This is a genomic window from Rhodococcus sp. 1163, from assembly GCF_002091985.1.
GTDB lineage: Bacteria > Actinomycetota > Actinomycetes > Mycobacteriales > Mycobacteriaceae > Rhodococcoides.
Genome location: NZ_MKKX01000038.1, coordinates 192493 through 211464 on the forward strand (window position 1 = coordinate 192493; position 18972 = coordinate 211464).

Genomic DNA, 18972 nt, shown 5'->3' on the forward strand with positions numbered 1-18972 from the left:
TCACCGCAATAGTGCAGAAGCCAACGAGGCAGTGCTTAGACTGTCCTCGTTGGCTATCTGTGTATGACCCGAAGTTGTATGACCCGAAGTACAGATAGACCAGCAACACTGCGAGTGCATGGGTATTCGCATACCGCCGTGTGTGCCTGAGACGACGTGGCGTCGGTCTTCGGTAGTGGCCTGTCGGGCAAGTGTCCGGCCGGCTTCGATCGATGGCCGCCTCCGCTCGCACCGCTGTCGGAGTTCGAAGGAACACGAGGTTCCCGAGGAGCCGACAGAAGGTTCAGTGGACACGGCAAAGACGAGAGGACGAGAAGAAAAGAATGACCGAAACCACAACGTTGGATGCCGAAGAAGGCATCTTCGAAGCTACCGCCATCATCGACAACGGTACATTCGGCAAGCGAACGATCCGATTCGAGACCGGTCGGCTCGCGCAGCAGGCAGCAGGCGCTGTCGCGGCGTACCTCGACGAAGACACGATGTTGCTGTCGGCCACCACGGCAGGCAAGCACCCCCGCGAAGGATTCGACTTCTTCCCACTGACGGTGGATGTCGAAGAGCGCATGTACGCAGCAGGACGCATTCCCGGATCGTTCTTCCGGCGCGAAGGTCGCCCGTCGACGGACGCGATCCTGACCTGCCGCCTCATCGACCGCCCACTGCGTCCGACGTTCGTCGACGGACTCCGCAACGAGATCCAGGTCGTCATCACGGTCCTGAGCCTCAATCCCGCGGACCTCTACGACGTCGTCGCGATCAACGCTGCGTCTGCGTCCACACAGATCGCCGGCCTGCCGTTCTCCGGCCCGATCGGTGGCGTCCGCGTCGCTCTGATCGGGAAGCAGTGGGTTGCATTCCCCACCAACGAGCAGCTCGAGAAGGCCGTGTTCAACATGGTCGTCGCCGGCCGCATCGTCTCGGGCTCGGGTGCTGACGCCGATGTTGCGATCATGATGGTCGAGGCAGAAGCAACCGAGAACGTCATCGAACTCATCGAAGGTGGCGCCACCGCCCCCAACGAGGCAGTCGTTGCCGAGGGCATCGAAGCATCCAAGCCGTTCATCGCTGCTCTGTGCACCGCGCAGCAGGAACTGGCAGCCAATGCTTCCAAGCCGACCGGCGACTACCCGGTGTTCCCGCCGTACCAGTCGGACGTCTTCGAGGCCGTCGAGTCCGCTGCGAAGATTCCGCTGAACGAGGCATTGACCATCGCAGGCAAGGCTGAGCGTGAGGCCAAGCTCGACGAGGTCAAGGCTCAGATCCTCGCGCAGGTTTCCGACAAGTTCGAAGGCCGCGAGAAGGAGATCGGCGCCGCGTTCCGCGCCCTCACCAAGAAGTCTGTCCGCCAGCGGATCCTGACCGATCACTTCCGTATCGACGGCCGCGGTGTCACCGACATCCGTTCGTTGTCGGCAGAGGTCGCGATCGTTCCGCGCACACACGGCAGCGCACTGTTCGAGCGTGGCGAGACCCAGATCTTGGGCATCACGACGCTGGACATGGTCAAGATGGCCCAGCAGATCGACTCCCTCGGGCCCGAGACCAGCAAGCGTTACATGCATCATTACAACTTCCCGCCGTACTCGACCGGTGAAACGGGACGCGTCGGTTCGCCGAAGCGTCGCGAGATCGGACACGGAGCGCTCGCCGAGCGTGCACTGTTGCCGGTGCTCCCGAGCCAGGCAGAGTTCCCGTATGCAATCCGTCAGGTATCCGAGGCACTGAGCTCCAACGGCTCGACGTCGATGGGCTCGGTATGTGCCGCGACTCTGTCGCTGCTCAACGCCGGTGTGCCGTTGCGTGCACCGGTTGCCGGTATCGCCATGGGTCTCGTATCCGACGAGGTCGACGGAGAGACTCGCTACGTTGCGCTCACCGACATCCTCGGTGCCGAAGATGCTTTCGGCGACATGGACTTCAAGGTCGCCGGAACCAAGGACTTCGTCACGGCGCTCCAGCTCGACACGAAGCTCGACGGGATTCCGTCGAAGGTCCTCGCCGGCGCACTGTCGCAGGCCAAGGATGCTCGTACGACGATCCTCGAGGTCATGGCGGAAGCCATCGACACCCCCGACGAGATGAGTCCCTTCGCGCCTCGTGTCACGGCGATCAAGGTCCCCGTCGACAAGATCGGCGAGGTCATCGGACCCAAGGGCAAGATGATCAACTCGATCACCGAGCAGACCGGTGCCAACATCTCCATCGAAGATGACGGCACTGTCTACGTCGGTGCAGCGGACGGCCCGTCCGCGCAGGCTGCGATCGATATGATCAACGCCATTGCCAATCCGCAGCTGCCGAAGGTCGGCGAGCGTTTCCTCGGAACTGTTGTCAAGACAACAGCTTTCGGTGCATTCGTCTCGTTGCTCCCGGGTCGCGACGGCCTGGTTCACATCTCCAAGCTGGGTAGCGGCAAGCGGATCAACAAGGTCGAAGATGTCGTCAGCGTCGGGTCGAAGCTTCGCGTCGAGATCGCCGACATCGACAACCGCGGCAAGATCAGCCTCGTGCCGGTCGAGGACGACAATGCCGCTGTGGCAGTCGACGTCCCGACGGAGCCACCCGCTGAGTAAGAAGACTCAGGACCGAACGGTACGTCCCCTCGGGACGTACCGTTCGGCCGTTTCGGATCACACCGAGCAGTCGCAGGGCGTTCGGCGAACAACGCTGCCCGGTGGTCTTCGCGTAGTCACCGAATTCGTTCCCGGCGTACGTTCGGCGTCCGTCGGTGTCTGGGTCGGTGTCGGTTCGCGCGACGAACAGCCCAGCGTTGCCGGTGCAGCGCACTTTCTCGAACACCTGTTGTTCAAGTCGACGCCCACACGATCAGCACTCGAGATCGCTCAAGTGATGGATGGCGTGGGCGGCGAACTCAACGCGTTCACCTCGAAGGAAAGTACGTGCTTCTATGCGCACGTGCTCGATGAGGACCTCGGCATGGCCATCGACTTGGTCAGCGACGTGGTCCTGCGGGGGCGTTGTCGCACAGCCGATGTCGATGTGGAGCGTCAAGTGGTGCTCGAGGAGATATCGATGCGCGACGACGATCCCGAAGACCTGCTGGGAGATCTGTTCCTCGAAGCCATGTTCGGCGATCATCCCGTCGGGCGACCGGTGATCGGAACCGTCGAGTCGATCGAGGCGATGACTAGATCTCAGCTGCGGTCGTTTCATACGCGTCGTTACACACCGGAGCGCATGGTCGTCGCGGTGGCGGGAAATGTCGATCATCGCCGAACCGTCGCCATGGCCAAGCGCGCATTCGCCGGGCACCTCGAGTCGGGAGTCACCTCGGTGCCTCGGCGTGAAGGCGGAATGCGGTTGCGTACTCGGCCCGAATTGAGATTCATCGCTCGGGACAGTGAGCAAGCGCACCTGTCGCTCGGAGTTCGGGCGTTCGGTCGACACGAGGGTCATCGGTGGGCACTGTCGGTCCTGAACACCGCTGTCGGCGGCGGTTTGTCCTCGCGTTTGTTTCAGGAGATTCGCGAGGAACGAGGGTTGGCGTATTCGGTGTACTCCTCGGTCGATACTTTCTCGGACTCGGGCGCGTTCTCGGTATATGCGGGATGCCAACCGGAGAATCTTGCGGAAGTGACGACGGTTGTGCGTGAAGTCCTCGCAAGCGTTGCCTCCGACGGAATCAGTGACGACGAGTGCGCCAGGGCGAAAGGCTCTTTGCGTGGCGGTTTGGTTTTAGGACTGGAAGATTCTGGATCGCGAATGAACCGCATCGGACGAAGCGAACTCAACTACGGCAACCATCACGACATCACCGACACACTCGCACGGATCGATCAGGTCACCAACGACGAGGTTCGCGAGGTTGCTCGGGTGCTTCTGTCGAGGCCGTTCGGGGCAGCCGTCGTCGGACCGTACAAGAGCGTTCGCCAACTACCGGCCTCGGTCAAGTCACTCGTACGTTGAGGTGTAGTCGCCGCCGAGAGACGATGTCACAGTAGAAAACGGCGGCGACTGCATCAATTCCCCTGGCCAGGGACCTGCCCGACGGAAGGTGAGTGGATCTCGTGTGGTATTGGATCTTCAAGTACGTTCTGATCGGGCCGGTATTGAGGGTCCTCGGGCGACCTCGGATCGAGGGCGGCCACAACCTACCTTCCACTGGTCCGGTGATTCTGGCCGGGAATCACCTCACCGTGGTGGATTCGTTCTTTCTGGTTCTCGTCGTGCCTCGTCGGATCAAATTCGTCGCCAAGAGTGAATACTTCTCGGGTCATGGGATCAAGGGTCGCCTCATTCGCTGGTTCTATACCAGCGCCGGACAGGTTCCCATCGATCGGTCGGGGAGCGGTGCGGGAGAGCCTGCACTCGAAGCCGCGCGGAAGATATTGTCCGACAACGGCATCTGGGCCATCTATCCCGAGGGGACCCGCTCGCCGGACGGCCGGCTGTACAAGGGCAAGACTGGAATGGCGCGGGTTGCCCTCGAGCTCGGTGCGCCCGTGATTCCTGTCGTGATGTTCGGAACCGAGAAGTTCAATCCGGTCGGAACAAGGCGGTGGCACCCATCGAAGATTGTCGTGCGGTTCGGCGAACCGTTGGATTTCTCGCGGTACAGCGAGCATGCAACACATCGAGCGGTAGTTCGATCCGCGACAGACGAGGTCATGTACTCGCTCATGAAGATGTCCGGGCAGGAGTACGTGGACATCTACGCTGCCGCCGCGAAGGCTACCTGATCGAACAGTATGTAAGACGCTGGTGAGAATCCTCGGTGACGACTCTGTGAATCATGCTGCCTATCAGTACATTCGACCATTGCTGCGCTAGTTTCGGTGAATGAAACTCACCATTGGGCCTTTCGTTCTTGTTGCAGCCGTGACCGCTCTCGTCTGCGGATGTAGTGATGGCGGTGACGACAAGAGCCCTTCGGCTCCATCCGTGGTCATTCCCACAGCGTCCGCGTATCCGCCGGTTCCGTCGGCGGCAGATCTGAACGAGGAACTGAAGCGGGGCTTCGATCCAGCGGTTCCATCGGCAGAGAAGGCTGTCTTCATTCAGGGTGCGGAAGAGGATCCCTCATTGATCGACCAAGTCGTCTCTGCAGCAGTCACGAACGATGCAACCGTAGAAATTACCGGCGTCGACGATCTAGGCGATGGAACACTCAATGCTGGGGCAACATTGACTATCGGTGGCCAGCCGAACCCGACGACGATGATCTTCGTGGCCGAGAACGGGGTGTGGAAGCTCAGCCGCGACAATGCCTGCGCACTGGTCGGACTTGCTGGGCTTACGTCAGCGGCGTGCCCGGCCGGCGAGTAGCTTCCACGGCACCAGTGCCGATTCGAGTTGTACTGCCAGGCTCATCTTCGATTCGCCGTCGCTGCGCTCCTCGAACTTGATCGGCACCTCGGCGATTTTCAGTCCGCGTCGGACGGTGCGGTAGTTCATCTCCACCTGGAAGGCATAACCGTTGCTTTCGACCGAGGAGACGTCGATTGCCCGAAGTGTCTTCGCATGCCAAGCCTTGAAGCCTGCCGTCGCGTCTTTGACTTTCAGGCGCAGAATTGTGTTGACGTAGAAGTTCGCCCAAGCCGAGAGAGCCTTCCGGTGCCAGGGCCAGTCGCTCGCCACTTCACCGCCTGGCACATATCGCGACCCGAGCACCACCGCAGCGTCTGTGGTGGTCAGTGTCTCGATCATTGCCGGTATCACTTCGGTCGGATGGGACAGATCGGCATCCATCTGTATGACGATGTCCGCCCCGTCGTCCAACGCTTTGGACATACCTGCGACGTAGGCGCGGCCGAGCCCGTTCTTCTCGGTGCGATGCAGAACAGCAAGGGGGAGCGGGCCGTTCTCGGCCAGTTCGTCGGCAACCTTGCCGGTCCCATCCGGTGAGTTGTCGTCCACGACGAGAACGTGCAGATTCTCTATGCCCAGATCCGCGAGCAGTCCCACCAGCTTGGGAAGGTTCTCGCGCTCGTTGTACGTGGGTACGACAACGGTTGTCTTCGGGGCGACGCTTGGATAAGTCACGCTCGTATGATCCGTGATCGGGGTAGCAAGAACCAAATCACAGTCGTCCAACGTCGGTGAACACGCCGGATCGGAGAGCAGGAGCGGCGTAGTCGGTGTCGATCTCTTTCACCCTCGCGGACTGCCATTCGCTAGCTATCGCGTCGCTGCCTCGTACTCCCCGGTCGAATCGGACGTATCAAGAAAGTTGGCGGTGCAGTTTTCACCGGCTCAGGTCACAGCGGGGAAGGTGAGGTGATCTGCAGTACATACGACATAGATTCGGGGGTGTCGTATGGGGAAGGCCCTTCGGGTGGGCCGAGTATCTGCCGCACGATCAAGGTGACGATCGCAGCGAGAACTGTCACCGCGACAACCACTGCGACGACGATCAGCAGCCGTTTGGGTCCTCCGAAGAGATCATTCGAACTCATGGGTTCATCATGCACTCAACGGTGCCGTCGACAACAATCGCAAGTGCTTCTTCAGGGGTCGGGGCTAACCGGTCGTTTTCAGTTCGGCGACGATTCCGTGATGGTCGGTGCCGTCGACAGTGATCCGTTCGAGAGATGTCGCCTGCATGCCGCGGCTGAGGATGTGATCGATTCCGACGAGTGCAGGGTAGGCCTTGTCTGTGGGATACGTAGGGATCACACCGCCGCCGGTGCTTTCTGCTGCGTCGGTGTAGCCCACATCTACGATGTCTCGAAACCTGCTGTGCGACCAGGTCGAGTTGAAGTCGCCGCTCACTATCACTCGCGGTAGCTCCGCGGACGCCGTCACCTCTTGCTTCAGCAGTTGCATTTCCGAGGCCCATACCGGTGTGGGGGACGGGTATGGCGGTACCGGGTGCACCGAGTACACCCGGATGGGTGGGCCGGTGCCGACGTCGATGTCGGTGGACAGGTTCCACAGCAGGAATGTAGGTAGTTCTCGTTCGTTCTCGAGTGGGAAGCGGCTGTAGATGCCGGCGCCGCCTCCACCTTCGGGGGTGGGTCGGGTGAACTTGTAGGGCAGCAGATCTTCCAGACCCGCGGCGTCGAGGCCACTCAGGGCGTTGCTCGTGAGTTCTTGGACGGTAAGGATGTCGATATCACGATCGATCACTTCACGGACGATCTGATCGGGATCGGCCAGCCCGAGCATGAGGTTCGACTGCATGACTCGCAGTGCCGGGCCAGTGGAATCCTCCGATGCTGCGGCGGTCGAACCGGGGACGTACAAGGGAGCGAAAAGCGCGACTCCCGTCGCGAGAGCAGCCGCCGACGCTGCGAAGAGGATCCATCGTCGTCCGAATGCGGCAACCACAGCGCCGATCACCGACACGGAGAGAAGGAATGGTGTGAACGATGCGAGGGCCACGACATATCGGTTGTCGACCCGTGAAAAGTAGGCAAGTAACCCCAACACCGAGATCGACAGGCAGAGCCCTGCCACCAATCTTGTAACTATTGTCCGCATTGTGCGGATCCTAACCGCACCGTGTGCGCGTACACCGCCCTAGCTCAGGAAGACCGCTGCTCGGTCTGCCAGGTCGAGCAGCGGGCCGGGAAGAATACCGAAGACGACAGTGGCGCCCACACCGATTCCGATCGTCAAGGTGGTAGCAACACTCGGAGTCACTACAGTCGCTCGGCTGCTATCGGTGGAATCCGGCTCGGAGAAGAACATCAGCACGATCACCCGGATATAGAACACCGCAGCAATGGCGCTGCTCACGACCCCAACCACGACGAGTGGCGCTGCGCCACCCTGCGCAGCTGCCTGAAAGACAGCGAACTTTCCGAAAAATCCACTGGTCAATGGAATGCCGGCGAACGCAAGTAACAACAGTGCGAAGACACCGGCGAGCAACGGTGACTGTTTGCCCAAGCCCGCCCAGCGTGAGATGTCGCCGACCTCACCGGACTCGTCACGAACAACCGTGACCACTGCAAATGCCGCGACAGTGCTGAATCCGTAGACGAACAGGTAGAACAGCGTCGAGGACAGTCCGGCGGCGTCGACGGCGACGAGTCCGGTCAGAATGAAGCCGGCGTGCGTAATCGACGAATACGCAAGCATGCGTTTGATGTCGGTCTGTGTCACCGCCAGGATGGCACCGATCAGCATCGTTGCGATTGCCACAGCCCATAGCGCGGGTCGCCACTCGGAACGGAGATCCGGTAGCGCTACGTAGAAGACTCTGGTCATAGCGCCGAACGCGGCGACCTTCGTCGCTGCCGCCATGAATGCAGTGATCGGCGTCGGCGCGCCCTGATAGACGTCGGGGATCCACGAATGAAAAGGAATCGCACCGATCTTGAACAGGAGACCGACCCCCACCAGTGCGGTACCGAGTACCGCCAGGGCGTCGTTCCCGGTGCCTGCGGATACAGCATCACCGATATCACCCAGTGTGACGGAGCCTGCGTACCCGTACAGCAACGCCGATCCGAACAGGAAGAAGGCCGAAGAGAATGCGCCCAGAAGAAAGTACTTCAAGGCCGCTTCCTGTGACAGTAAACGCCTTCGCCGGGCGAGGCCGCAGAGAAGATAGAGCGGAAGCGACAAGACCTCGAGGGCAACGAACATGGTCAACAGATCGTTCGAAGCTGGGAACAGTAGCATGCCCCCCAACGCGAACATCGTCAGCGGGAACACTTCGGTCTGGGCGACGCCGGCTTGCGTTGCTTGGCGCTCGGCAAGTGACCCTGGAACAGTCGAGGCTTGTGGCGCAAAGGAATCCGCACGTGGTGGCGCATTCTTGGGCGCGGTGCCCAGGCTCGGTTCGACCCTTCGCTCGGCGATCAGTAATACCGAAGGGATCGCGATCAACAGCAGGGTTCCCTGCAAGAACAATGCCGGGCGGTCGATGACTACCGAACCCATCATGGCAAGGCTGCCGGCGGAATCGCTTCCGTCCAAGGACAACGCAAGCACGACAACCGCTACCAGAGCCGCGCCGATACCACCGATAGCGAGCGCGACATGCGCCGGATATCGGGCGGACCTGGGAAGAAATGCTTCCACGAGGACTCCGAGAACCGCGACACCGAAGATGATGAGCATCGGCGCAAGCTGGCTGTATTCGATACTCGGGGCCACCACAACTGCGTCACCGGTCATCTGATTCCTGCCTGTTCGTCAGCGATGAAACCCTGTTGGTCAGCGGTGAGACCCTGTCCGTCAGCGGTGAGATCGTCGGACTCGACCGAGGTCACCGTCGTCGCTACCGCGGGCGAGATTATGTCGAGGATCGGTTTCGGGTACAGCCCCAACACGATCAGAAGCGTTATCAAGGGCACCATCACGGCCAGCTCGCGTGGAACCAGGTCGTGCACATCGGCGTTCTTCTTTTCGAGTGGACCGGTCATGACCCGTTGATAGAGCCACAGAATGTAGACGGCAGACAGAACGAGCGCTGACGTCGCGACGACTGCCGCAACCTGGTAGCGGGTGAACGTTCCGATCAGTACCAGGAATTCGCTGACGAAGGGCGCCAGCCCGGGGAGCGAAAGAGTCGCCAGACCGGCAATGAGAAAGGTGCCGGCGAGGACGGGTGCGACTTTCTGGATTCCGCCGTAGCTGTCGATCGCGCGAGTGCCGCGTCGCGACACCAGAAATCCGGCGACGAGGAACAATGCGGCCGTGGAGATTCCGTGATTGACCATGTAGAGCGTCGAACCGGTCTGGCCCTGACTGGTCATAGCGAAGATCCCGAGGATGATGAAGCCGAAGTGCGAGATCGAGGTGTAGGCGATCAACCGCATGACATCCGTCGAAGCGATGGCAAGGATTGCGCCGTAGACGATTCCGATCACTGCCAGCGTCACGACGAACGGTGCGAAATACGTCGACGCATCGGGAAAGAGTTGTAGACAGTATCGGAGCATGCCGAATGTTCCGACTTTGTCCACGACGGCCATCATCAACACCGCCGTTGCAGGTGTCGATTCGACTGCGGCTCCCGGCAGCCACGAATGGAACGGCCACAGTGGGGCTTTCACAGCGAAGGCGAACATGAAGCCGAGGAACAGTGCATTGAGCAGTCCAGGCGACATTCCGAGATCGCCGGCTGCCGCGGAAGCAGCTATCTCTCGAAAGCCGAATGTGCCTGTACCGACGTACAACCCGACGACGGCCGCGAGCATGACGAGTCCACCCAGGAGGTTGTACAACAGGAATTTCACTGCTGCGGATGCTCGGTGCTTGCCGCCGAACCCACCGATGAGGAAGTACATCGGAATGAGCATCGCCTCGAAGAATACGTAGAACAGCAAAATGTCGAGGGCACTGAACGACATCAACACCATCGATTCGACAGCGAGAATCAGCGCAACGTAAAGGTGTGCCGACCGTCCGATCCGTGGGTCGTTCCACCCGGCAACCAGAAGCAGTGGCAGCAGAACAGCGGTCAGGAGGATCAGCACCACGGCAATACCATCGACCCCCAGCTCGTAGCGGGCACCGAATGCCTCGATCCACGAATGGGATTCGACGAACTGGTACCTTGCGCCTCCAGGCTCGAACCGAACCGCCACGACTACGGCGACGAAGAGTGTGAGCAGCGACGCCACGAGCGCCACTACTTTCGCCCACCCTGCCCGTGCTTTCGGCATGGCAAGCGCAGCTGCCGCACCGATGATCGGCAACACCCACAATGTCGTCAACCAAGGAAAGGAATTCACCACACCATCACCGCCACCATCATCGCGAGAAACACAGCCGTGCCGAGCAACATCGTGAGCGCGTAGGTACGTACGAAACCGGTTTGCACGCGGCGGATTCGGGTCGATACCGCTCCGATGATGGACCCGAGAGCGACGGTGGCGCCGTCGATTGCGGTGTCGTCGAATACCTTCGTGGCCTGGGTGATCCTCTGGCCGGGACGCATCAGAGCGGCCTCGTTGAAGGCGTCGCCGTACAGATCCCGTCGTGCCGCCGTCGTCACCATCGAGACCGATTCAGGCGCTGTGGTCGGTATCGGCGATCGTGCATAGCGGACGTACGCCACGAGTACTCCGACCGCGACGACAGCAAGCGCCATGGACGTCACCAGCCAGGCCGGAAGTGTGTGTGACTCTTCGACTTCGCCGAAGACCGGCTCCAACCATGACGTCAACGATCCTCCGAGGGTCAACAGCGCCCCCGCGCCGACCGACCCTATCGCGAGAACGACCATCGGACCGGTCATCACCGAAGGCGACTCGTGCGGGTGTGCGTCGGGGGACCACCGCGCAGTGCCGAAGAAAGTCATCAGCATCACCCGCGTCATGTAGAACGCCGTCAGACCAGCTCCGAACAGGGTGACGACGCCGAGCACGACGCCGGCCGCACCACCCGCACCGAAGGCGACCTCGATGATCTTGTCCTTGGCGAAGAAGCCGGAGAAAGGTGGAACACCGATGATGGCGAGGTAGCCGAGGCCGAACGTCACGAAGGTGATCGGCATCGACTTCCGCAGCGCCCCGTATCGGCGCATGTCGACCTCGTCGTTCATACCGTGCATGACGGACCCGGCACCGAGGAAGAGACCGGCCTTGAAGAAACCGTGTGCCAGTAGGAGCATGATCGCGAACGTGTATCCGGCCGGGCCGAGTCCGGCGGCGAGCACCATGTACCCGATCTGGCTCATCGTCGATGCGGCCAACGCCTTCTTGATGTCGTCCTTGGCGCACCCGATGATCGCACCGAACACAAGCGTCACCGCGCCTACGATGACGACCGCGGTCTGAGCGGTCGGGGCTGCGGTGAAGATCGGCCCCGACCGAATGATCAGGTACACACCTGCTGTCACCATCGTGGCCGCGTGGATGAGTGCCGACACCGGGGTCGGCCCTTCCATGGCGTCGCCGAGCCAGGATTGAAGCGGCACCTGGGCCGACTTTCCACACGCCGCAAGGAGCAGTACCAAACCGAGTGCGGTCAGCGTCGACTCGCTCGCCGCATCTGTCCCCGTCAGGACCTCGGAAAAGGACACGCCACCGAACGTGGAGAACATGATCATCAACGCGATCATCAATCCGATGTCACCGACGCGATTGACGACGAACGCCTTTTTCGCTGCTGCTGCAGCCGAGGGCTTGTACTGCCAGAATCCGATGAGTAGATACGACGCGAGGCCCACACCCTCCCACCCGACGTACAAGCCGAGGAAGTTGTCGGCCATGACGAGCAAGAGCATCGCGGCCAGGAAGAGATTGAGGTATGCGAAGAATCGTCGACGATCGGGGTCTTCGCGCATGTAACCGATCGCGTAGATATGGATGAGTGAACCCACCCCCGTGATGAGCAATACGAAACACATCGACAACTGATCGAGTTGCAGACCGAAATCGACCTGCAGGTCGGCAACGGGAATCCACCTGAACAAGGTCTGGCTCACGGCGCGGTCCTCGGCGCTTCGGCCGAGCATCTCCACGAAGAAGATGACCCCGACGACGAACGACGCCGACGCCACGGCCGTGCCGAAGATATGTCCCCATCGGTCTGCGCGCCGCCCGCACAGCAGCAGGATGGCCGCGCCCAGTAACGGGAGGGTCGGTAGTAGCCACATATCAGTACTTCAGCAGATTCGCGTCGTCGACAGAGGCAGATCGGCGAGTACGAAAAATCGTCATGATGATCGCGAGCCCCACGACGACTTCTGCAGCGGCAACGACCATGGTGAAGAACGCGAACACCTGACCGTCGAGATTGCCGTGCATGCGGGCGAAGGTCACGAACGCGAGATTGGCAGCGTTGAGCATCAACTCGATACACATGAAGACCACGATTGCGTTGCGCCGAAGCAGTACTCCCGCAGCGCCGATCGTGAAGAGCAACACGGCGAGGTACAGATAGTTCTCCGGATTCATGGCGCCTCACCTCGGTGTCCACGGTGCATCGGGTTGATCGAGAGCTCCGACGGTGATCCGTCCGGCAACCGCGCCGGCCAATCGACGGCATTGTGCCTGGCATACACGCCGGGGCTGGGCATGGGCGTGACGTGTGTGCCGTCGCGGAATCGCTGCTCGGACAACGCCCGTTGGCCCTTGCGGGGGTGAAAGTGCTCTCGATGGGCCAGCACCATTGCACCGACCGTCGCGATGATCAGTAGTGCGCCAGTCAATTCGAAAGCCCAGAGGTAGCGGATGAAGATGAGCTCGGCCAGGCCCTCGACATTGCCACCCGAATTCGCTTCGTCGAGTCCGAGAAAGTCGGGTCTGCCCGACTCCACCGATGCGTTGCCGATAGCGCCGATCAGTACGAGGCCGAACCCGATTCCCGCCGCGATGGCGGCAGGGCGCTGCCCGGTCAATGTCTCGACCAACGAGTCTGCGGAATCGACACCGACGAGCATCAGGACGAACAAGAACAGCATCATCACTGCGCCGGTGTAGACGACTATTTGGACGACACCGAGGAAGAGCGCTCCCTGAGCGATATAGAAGATGGCAAGGATGATCATCGTCACGGCCAGAAAAAGAGCCGAATACACTGCTTTGGAGGCGCACACCATCGCGAGTGCCCCGAGAATGGCAAGCCCACCGAGCAGCCAGAATTGGACGGCCTCGGCGGTCGATGTGGTCACTGGATCGTGCCGCGGTAGTAGTCCGCGGCCGTTGCATTGTCGGCCATAGGGTGAGGGGCCGGTTCCATCCCAGGCTCCAATGGTGCCAACAGGCGGTCCTTCTCGTAGATCAGATCCGCTCTGTTGTCGTCCGCGAGTTCGTATTCGTTGGTCATCGTCAATGCCCTCGTCGGACACGCTTCGATGCACAACCCGCATCCGATGCAGCGCAGATAGTTGATTTGATACACCTGGCCGTACCGCTCACCAGGAGAGAATCGCTCCTCCTCGGTGTTGTCGGCGCCTTCGACGTAGATCGCATCGGCCGGGCACGCCCAGGCACACAGTTCGCAACCGATGCACTTCTCGAGCCCGTCGGCGTACCGATTGAGTTGATGCCGACCGTGGTAGCGACGCGCGGTCGGAACCTTTTCCTCCGGGTAGAACTCGGTGACCGGCTTTTTGAACATCGTCGCAAACGTCACGCCGAATCCGGCTACGGGACCTAGAAATTCAGGCATCGCTTCGCTCCTTGTCATCGGTCGGAAGATGCTGTCCTGGCATCGGTGGTACCGGGAAGCCGCCGGCCATCGGATCGAACGGTGGAGGACTAGCGGCCTCGGTCGGTGGCGGCGGTGACGGCTTGCGTCGCCGCCGCCGCACAAGAGCGACGACGGCGAGGGCGGCAACTACTGCGCCTGCGACGAACAATGCGACCGTCCACGATCGGTAGCCTTCGATTCGCAAAGCGCGGACCGTCGCGACGAGCATGATCCATACCAGGGACACCGGAATCAGGACCTTCCAACCGAGATTCATGAACTGGTCGTATCGAAGTCGCGGAAGGGTCGCGCGGAGCCAGATGAACAAGAACAGGAATCCCCACACCTTGAGGGTGAACCACAGCACGGGCCACCAACCGGAATTCGCGCCGTCCCACAGGTTCAGGGGGAAGGGTGCATGCCAACCGCCGAGGAACAAGGTCGTCGCGAGAGCCGACACAGTGACCATGTTGACGTATTCGGCGAGCATGAACATCGCGAAGTTGAGCGAGGAGTATTCGGTGTGGAAGCCGCCCACCAGCTCACCTTCGGCTTCGGGAAGATCGAAAGGGGCACGGTTGGTTTCGCCGACCATCGATGTCAGATAGATGAGAAACGATGGGAACAGCAGGAAGATGTACCACGTGTTCGATTGTGCTGCCACGATTCCCGACGTCGACATGGTGCCCGCATGGAGGAACACGGCGGTGAAAGACAACCCCATCGCAATCTCGTACGAAATGACCTGAGCGGTGGACCGAAGTCCGCCGAGGAGAGGGTACGTGGAGCCGGACGACCATCCGGCCAGCACGATTCCGTACACACCCACCGACGTGACAGCCAGGATGTACAGCACCCCGACGGGTAGGTCGGTGAGCTGGAGCGGTGTTGTGCGGCCGAAGATCGAGACTTCGGGGCCGAACGGTATGACCGCGAATGCCATGAATGCCGGGACGGCGGCAATGACCGGCGCCAGCAGGTAGATCGGTTTGTCGACGCCCTTGGGGACGATCCCTTCCTTGAGGGCCAGCTTCACGCCGTCGGCCAAACTCTGCAGTATGCCGCCAGGTCCGACCCGGTTCGGTCCGACGCGCATCTGCATGCGCGCCATCACCTTCCGTTCGATGAGAATTGCCATCAACGGTGTCAGGATGAGGAAGACGAAGATGGCCAACGCTTTGGCGATCACGAGCCACCAGGGGTCGAGTCCGATTCCGGGAATCACCTACATCACCTCGTTCGCTGCTTCGATACGCACGACGGTTCCGGTGCCGGATCCCAACTGGGTGTACACGTGGGATCCGGCAGAACGCATCGGGACCCACACCACCCGATCGGGCATATCGGTGATCGTCAACGGAAGTGTCACCGTGCCCCTCCCCGATCGGACTGTGACGAGATCGCCGTCGACGACCGAAATCTCCCGCGCAGTCCCGACCGAAAGCCGCACGACGGGTCGACGTGCGGTACCGGCCAGGTGCGGTTCCCCGTCCTGCATTCGTCCCGAATCGAGGAGCATCCGCCAGGTCGTCAGGACCGCTTCGCCGATGCCCGCAATACGGGGCTCATCGAGAGCGGCATGATGGTCCGGCGGCGACGCCGGCTCACCCTTCCACGTCGACAAGGCCGCAATCTCGGCTCTGATGGTCGCGACATCGGGGGTGCCGAGGTCGATTCCCATTTCGGCGGCCAGAGCATGGAGAACCCGACTGTCCGGCAGAGCCCGAACGTCGGTCAGTGCCGCCTCGAACGGCCGTGCCCGTCCCTCCCAATCGAGGAATGTCCCGGCCTTCTCTGCCACCGTCGCGACGGGGAATACGACATCGGCCCGCTCGGTGACGTCGCTGGCTCGAATTTCGAGACTGACGACGAACGACGCATTGTCGACCGCTACGGCAGCTGCGGCAGGGTCGGGCAGATCTGCCAGTTCGACGCCGCCGATCACGAGCGCACGAAGGGACCGAGTGGATACTGCGTCGAGTAGCTCGCTCGAGCCGAGTCCGACGGCAGCGGGTAGCCCGCTCGCACCCCACATGTCGGCCATCTCTGCCCGAGCCGCCTGATCGATCACTGGTCGCCCGCCCGGCAACATATTCGGCAGCGCGCCGGCCTCGACAGCGCCGCGATCACCCGCTCGACGGGGAATCCAGGCCAGTTTCGCGCCCGTCGACTCCGCGAAACGGAGAGCTGCCGACAGTCCGCCGGGTGTACTCGCGAGTCGTTCGCCGACGATCACGACTGCGCCGGCCTGACGGAAGAGGTCGCCCTCTTTGCTGTTCGACAGTGCCTCGAGTACCCCGACCTCGTCGGCCGGAACGCACTGTAATAGCTGGGCGCCAAGCTTTTTCACGCCTGCGGACGCATACGGCGCGATCGAGACCACTTGTTGGCCACGGGTTCGCACGGCTTTGCGCAAACGCAGGAATACGATCGGTGATTCCTCTTCCGGCTCGAATGCGAGCAGGAGAACTGCGGGCGCATGCTCGAGGTTTTCGTACGTCACCGCCAACGACTGCCCGGCGACGCATGCAGCAAGGAATTCGCTTTCCTCCACCGAATGGGCCCGCGCTCGGAAGTCGATGTTGTTGTTGTCCAGCACGATTCGAGTGAACTTCGAGTATGCGTACGCGTCTTCGTGGGTCACCCTACCGCCGACGAGAACTCCTACGTCACGTCCGGCCGTGGCCAGGCCACGAGCAGCCACTGCCAGAGCCTCCGACCACGACGCCGGTTCCAACGCGCCGTTGATATCTCGAACCAGGGGAGTGGTGAGTCGGTCGCGTTCGGTTGCGTACGCGAATGCCCAGCGGCCCTTGTCGCAGTTCCATTCCTCGTTCACTGCCGGATCGTCACCGGCCAAGCGGCGCAGCACTTTTCCGCGACGGTGGTCGGTGCGCTGGGCGCACCCGCTCGCGCAATGCTCGCAGGTGCTGGGCGTGGAGACCAGGTCGTAGGGGCGTGCTCGGAAGCGATATGCAGCGCCGGTGAGCGCACCGACGGGACACACCTGAACGGTGTTGCCCGAAAAATAGGATTCGAACGGTTCGTTCTCGTAGATTCCGACCTGTTCCAGCGCGCCGCGCTCGAGTAACTCGATGAAGGGGTCCCCGGCTATCTGCTGAGAGAAGCGAGTACACCGTGCGCACAGCACACACCGTTCACGATCGAGCAGCACTTGCGAGGACAGCGGTATCGGCTTCTGGAAAGTGCGTTTGACCTCGATGAATCTGGACTCGGAACGGCCGGCGGACATCGCCTGGTTCTGTAGCGGACACTCACCGCCCTTGTCGCAGACCGGGCAATCGAGCGGGTGGTTGATGAGCAGTAGCTCCATGACACCTCGCTGCGCCTTGGCTGCTACGGGAGAGCTCTGCTGGGTATGGATCACCATGCCCTCGGTCACCGTGGTGGTGCACGAGGTGAGCAACTTACGTTGACCTTCCACCTCGACGAGACACTGACGGCACGCGCCTACCGGCTCGAGCAGCGGGTGATCGCAAAATCGGGGGATCTGGATTCCGCTCAGTTCAGCAGCTCGAATGACCAACGTGCCTGCAGGCACACGGACCTCGATACCGTCGATGCTGACCGTCACAGTCTCCGTTGCGGTGGTCATGAGGTGAGCGCTCCCGCCATCAGGGTCGAACGATGTGGGTCGAACGGGCACGGCTTACCCAGGTGTTCGAGGTATTCGTCGCGAAAGTACTTCAGCGAGGACGTGATCGGACTGACTGCGCCGTCGCCGAGCGCGCAGAACGCCTTGCCGAGGATGCTGTCGGAGACGTCGAGCAGGGTGTCGAGGTCGGCGAGTGTGCCCTGCCCGGTCTCGAGCCGCGCGTAGATCCCGACCAGCCAGTAGGTGCCCTCCCTGCATGGCGTGCACTTGCCGCAGGACTCGTGCGCATAGAACTCCGTCCATCGTCTCACCGCTCGGACCACACAGGTGGTTTCGTCGAAGATCTGCAGCGCTTTGGTTCCGAGCATCGAACCGGCGGCGCCCACACCTTCGTAGTCCAAGGCGACGTCGAGGTGTTCGTCGGTGAATATCGGTGTCGAGGACCCACCCGGTGTCCAGAACTTCAGCGTGTGCCCCGCGCGGACTCCGCCCGCGTAACCGAGCAACTCGCGCAAGGTGATTCCGAGCGGAGCCTCGTACTGGCCGGGTTGGGTGACGTGGCCCGACAACGAGTACAGGGTGAAACCCGGCGACTTTTCGGTCCCCATCGACCTAAACCAGTCGACGCCGTTGCGTAGGACGGCGGGAACGCTGGCGATCGACTCGACGTTGTTCACCACAGTCGGACGCGCGTAGAGACCGGCGACGGCAGGAAACGGTGGTCGGAGGCGCGGCTGCCCGCGTTTGCCTTCGAGCGAATCCAATTGAGCAGTCTCCTCGCCGCAGATATAGGCGCCGGCGCCGGCGTGCACGATCACCTCGAGATCGAAACCGCTTCCCAAGATGTCGCGTCCCAGATATCCCGCCGCGTAGGCCTCGGCAACGGCGGCATGCAGTCTCCGCAGTACCGGAACCACCTCGCCGCGAACGTAGATGTACGCACGATGCGCCCGAATTGCGTAGGAAGCGATGACGATTCCCTCGAGCAACACCTGCGGTGTCGCCAAGAGCAGCGGCATGTCCTTACAAGTCCCGGGCTCCGACTCGTCCGCGTTGACCACCAGGTAGTGCGCCTTACCGTCCTCCTGCGGTATGAAACTCCACTTCATTCCCGTCGGAAAGCCTGCACCGCCGCGACCTCGAAGACCGGAATCCTTGACCGTGGCGATGACGTCGTCCTCGGGCATCGACAGCGCTCTACGCAGACCCTCGTAGCCGCCGTGGCGCAGATAAGTTTCCAGGGTCCACGATTGCTGATCGTCCCAGTAGTCGCTCAGAACCGGAGTGAGAGGCAC

General features: G+C 61.5%; 16 protein-coding genes. 4 read left to right on the forward strand and 12 right to left on the reverse strand.

Going from position 1 to position 18972, the window contains the following annotated elements:
• The first annotated feature begins 323 nt into the window (after positions 1 to 323).
• From BJD99_RS18600 to BJD99_RS18615, 4 genes are all read left to right on the forward strand, one after another.
• On the forward strand, positions 324 to 2576 hold the full coding sequence (locus BJD99_RS18600; RefSeq protein ID WP_084348952.1) for a polyribonucleotide nucleotidyltransferase: 2253 nt from the start codon (positions 324 to 326) through the stop codon (positions 2574 to 2576).
• Positions 2530 to 3930, forward strand: coding sequence for a pitrilysin family protein (locus BJD99_RS18605; RefSeq protein ID WP_179142409.1), 1401 nt, complete (start codon positions 2530 to 2532; stop codon positions 3928 to 3930). Before BJD99_RS18600 ends, BJD99_RS18605 begins: the two co-directional genes overlap by 47 nt.
• Before the next feature lie 101 nt (positions 3931 to 4031).
• Positions 4032 to 4703 (forward strand): 1-acyl-sn-glycerol-3-phosphate acyltransferase, encoded by a 672-nt coding sequence (locus BJD99_RS18610; protein WP_084348954.1) that lies wholly within the window; start codon positions 4032 to 4034, stop codon positions 4701 to 4703.
• Between the two features lie 100 nt (positions 4704 to 4803).
• Positions 4804 to 5289: a hypothetical protein gene (locus BJD99_RS18615; protein ID WP_084348656.1), complete on the forward strand. Its 486-nt coding sequence runs from the start codon at positions 4804 to 4806 to the stop codon at positions 5287 to 5289.
• Here the strand turns inward: BJD99_RS18615 and BJD99_RS18620 are convergent.
• The 12 genes from BJD99_RS18620 to nuoF all read right to left on the reverse strand — a co-directional run bounded on the left by BJD99_RS18620 (position 5263) and on the right by nuoF (position 18972).
• A complete protein-coding gene (locus BJD99_RS18620) occupies positions 5263 to 6006 on the reverse strand; it encodes a polyprenol monophosphomannose synthase (RefSeq protein ID WP_084348955.1) in 744 nt (247 codons plus the stop codon). The two genes, BJD99_RS18615 and BJD99_RS18620, sit on opposite strands and share 27 nt — an antisense overlap.
• Positions 6007 to 6221: 215 nt before the next feature.
• Positions 6222 to 6419: a hypothetical protein gene (locus BJD99_RS18625; RefSeq protein WP_084348657.1), complete on the reverse strand. Its 198-nt coding sequence runs from the start codon at positions 6417 to 6419 to the stop codon at positions 6222 to 6224.
• A 64-nt stretch (positions 6420 to 6483) separates the two neighbouring features.
• On the reverse strand, positions 6484 to 7446 hold the full coding sequence (locus BJD99_RS18630; RefSeq protein ID WP_084348658.1) for an endonuclease/exonuclease/phosphatase family protein: 963 nt from the start codon (positions 7444 to 7446) through the stop codon (positions 6484 to 6486).
• A gap of 39 nt (positions 7447 to 7485) precedes the next feature.
• Positions 7486 to 9093, reverse strand: coding sequence for an NADH-quinone oxidoreductase subunit NuoN (gene nuoN, locus BJD99_RS18635; RefSeq protein ID WP_084348659.1), 1608 nt, complete (start codon positions 9091 to 9093; stop codon positions 7486 to 7488).
• Positions 9090 to 10655: an NADH-quinone oxidoreductase subunit M gene (locus tag BJD99_RS18640; RefSeq protein ID WP_084348956.1), complete on the reverse strand. Its 1566-nt coding sequence runs from the start codon at positions 10653 to 10655 to the stop codon at positions 9090 to 9092. The genes nuoN and BJD99_RS18640 overlap by 4 nt, the downstream gene beginning before the upstream one ends.
• Positions 10652 to 12523 carry an NADH-quinone oxidoreductase subunit L gene (nuoL, locus tag BJD99_RS18645; protein ID WP_084348660.1) on the reverse strand — a complete coding sequence of 624 codons (1872 nt, stop codon included), beginning with the start codon at positions 12521 to 12523 and terminating at the stop codon, positions 10652 to 10654. Before nuoL ends, BJD99_RS18640 begins: the two co-directional genes overlap by 4 nt.
• Position 12524: 1 nt before the next feature.
• A complete protein-coding gene (nuoK, locus tag BJD99_RS18650; protein WP_084348661.1) occupies positions 12525 to 12824 on the reverse strand; it encodes an NADH-quinone oxidoreductase subunit NuoK in 300 nt (99 codons plus the stop codon).
• The gene (locus BJD99_RS18655) at positions 12821 to 13540 is read right to left on the reverse strand and encodes an NADH-quinone oxidoreductase subunit J (RefSeq protein ID WP_084348662.1); all 720 of its coding nucleotides are present in this window, start codon (positions 13538 to 13540) and stop codon (positions 12821 to 12823) included. Before BJD99_RS18655 ends, nuoK begins: the two co-directional genes overlap by 4 nt.
• Positions 13537 to 14040 (reverse strand): NADH-quinone oxidoreductase subunit NuoI, encoded by a 504-nt coding sequence (gene nuoI / locus BJD99_RS18660; protein ID WP_084348663.1) that lies wholly within the window; start codon positions 14038 to 14040, stop codon positions 13537 to 13539. The genes BJD99_RS18655 and nuoI overlap by 4 nt, the downstream gene beginning before the upstream one ends.
• Positions 14033 to 15286 carry an NADH-quinone oxidoreductase subunit NuoH gene (gene nuoH, locus BJD99_RS18665; RefSeq protein WP_084348664.1) on the reverse strand — a complete coding sequence of 418 codons (1254 nt, stop codon included), beginning with the start codon at positions 15284 to 15286 and terminating at the stop codon, positions 14033 to 14035. Before nuoH ends, nuoI begins: the two co-directional genes overlap by 8 nt.
• A complete protein-coding gene (locus tag BJD99_RS18670; RefSeq protein ID WP_084348665.1) occupies positions 15287 to 17677 on the reverse strand; it encodes an NADH-quinone oxidoreductase subunit G in 2391 nt (796 codons plus the stop codon).
• On the reverse strand, positions 17674 to 18972 hold the full coding sequence (nuoF, locus tag BJD99_RS18675) for an NADH-quinone oxidoreductase subunit NuoF (protein ID WP_179142410.1): 1299 nt from the start codon (positions 18970 to 18972) through the stop codon (positions 17674 to 17676). Before nuoF ends, BJD99_RS18670 begins: the two co-directional genes overlap by 4 nt.

Bases quoted from the DNA above. Each gene is read 5' to 3' on its own strand.
- BJD99_RS18600 (WP_084348952.1), top strand. From the start codon at position 324: ATGACCGAAACCACAACGTTGGATGCCGAAGAAGGCATCTTCGAAGCT.
- nuoN (WP_084348659.1), bottom strand. From the start codon at position 9,093: ATGACCGGTGACGCAGTTGTGGTGGCCCCGAGTATCGAATACAGCCAG.
- nuoL (WP_084348660.1), bottom strand. From the start codon at position 12,523: ATGTGGCTACTACCGACCCTCCCGTTACTGGGCGCGGCCATCCTGCTG.
- BJD99_RS18630 (WP_084348658.1), bottom strand. From the start codon at position 7,446: ATGCGGACAATAGTTACAAGATTGGTGGCAGGGCTCTGCCTGTCGATC.
- BJD99_RS18615 (WP_084348656.1), top strand. From the start codon at position 4,804: ATGAAACTCACCATTGGGCCTTTCGTTCTTGTTGCAGCCGTGACCGCT.
- BJD99_RS18625 (WP_084348657.1), bottom strand. From the start codon at position 6,419: ATGAGTTCGAATGATCTCTTCGGAGGACCCAAACGGCTGCTGATCGTC.
- nuoI (WP_084348663.1), bottom strand. From the start codon at position 14,040: ATGCCTGAATTTCTAGGTCCCGTAGCCGGATTCGGCGTGACGTTTGCG.
- nuoK (WP_084348661.1), bottom strand. From the start codon at position 12,824: ATGAATCCGGAGAACTATCTGTACCTCGCCGTGTTGCTCTTCACGATC.
- BJD99_RS18605 (WP_179142409.1), top strand. From the start codon at position 2,530: ATGCCGCTGTGGCAGTCGACGTCCCGACGGAGCCACCCGCTGAGTAAG.
- BJD99_RS18670 (WP_084348665.1), bottom strand. From the start codon at position 17,677: ATGACCACCGCAACGGAGACTGTGACGGTCAGCATCGACGGTATCGAG.